At 51.4% G+C, this 1,137-nt stretch carries 1 protein-coding gene and 1 pseudogene; both read right to left on the bottom strand.

Annotated features, from left to right (window positions below):
• A pseudogene (locus AC1DRJ_RS28880) lies at window positions 1-190 on the bottom strand (aldehyde dehydrogenase); the annotation flags it as partial.
• Between the two features lies 1 nt (window position 191).
• Window positions 192-1,094, bottom strand: coding sequence for a dihydrodipicolinate synthase family protein (locus AC1DRJ_RS28885; RefSeq protein WP_477805138.1), 903 nt, complete (start codon window positions 1,092-1,094; stop codon window positions 192-194).
• Window positions 1,095-1,137 lie beyond the last annotated feature (43 nt).

The raw sequence follows: 1,137 nt of genomic DNA on the forward strand, positions 1-1,137 counted from the left end.
CAGCCACGTCCACATCTTCAGACTCACAGGCAGCAATTTCAGCTAACACATCACCTGTGGCCGGATTGGTCGTGGTGAATGTTTTGCCTGATTGAGCATTGCAAAACTTGCCGTTGATAAAGGCTTGATTACGAAACTCCAGCTTACCTGCCAGGTCGCGATATGCCTCTTTGCTCAGTAGGTCTGCCATTTCATGCCTCCCCTACGATCTGGGCTACGTTCTGTTTGAGGGTGCGAATAACTTCTTTCAGCTCTTGCTTCTCGGATTCCTCCAAAGGCTGCAGCGGAGCCCGCACACCACCAGTACGCAATCCGTTCAGCTCACTGCCGTACTTGATGGATTGTACAAACTTGCCACCTTCCAGGAAGTCCATCAGCGGGAGCATTGCCGACATGATGCGGCGACCTTTGGCGAAGTCTTTTTCAATGACGCAAGCTTCATAGAGCGCCACGTGTTCGCGGGGAATGAAATTCGAACCCGCGCAGACCCAGCTGCGAGCACCCCAAGCGAAGAATTCCAAAGCTTGATCATCCCAACCACAAGAAATCTGGATAGATGGATGCGAATGGGCCAGGCGATGAAGGCGATTCATCTCGCCGGAGCTTTCTTTGATGGCGACGATATTTTTGCACTGAGCAACAGCTTCGAAGAACTCATCGCCCATGGCGACGCCCATCCGGGCTGGGTAGTTGTAAAGCATGATCGGAAGACCAGCAGCTTTATCTACAGCCAAGACATGGGTAGCGATTTCTTTCTGGGTAGGCAAAGCATAGGGCGGAGACCCCACCAAGAGGGCATCAGCCTCAAGCTCCTTCGCTTTTTCAGCAAAGTAGACGGAGTCCTCGGTGCGAATTCCGCCAGTACCTACAACCAGAGGCAGACGACCTTTGAGGACATCTTTTGCACGCTGTGCAATCTCTACACGTTCGGCTGCTGTGTGAGCGTAATACTCGCCAGTCGAGCCACCGATGATAATACCGTGAACCTTGGATTCGACCAGGTATTCGATGACCTCGCCAAAGGCAGAAAAATCAATTTGGCCATCCGAAGACAACGGAGTAATGGCAGGGGTGAAAATGCCGTCGAAGTTCATAATGTTTCCTCCAGTGGTTTCCAAAATTTAAAACTGTTAAGTC

This window comes from Pseudomonas sp. P5_B2, from assembly GCF_056400445.1.

Bases quoted from the DNA above. Each gene is read 5' to 3' on its own strand.
- AC1DRJ_RS28885 (WP_477805138.1), bottom strand. From the start codon at position 1,094: ATGAACTTCGACGGCATTTTCACCCCTGCCATTACTCCGTTGTCTTCG.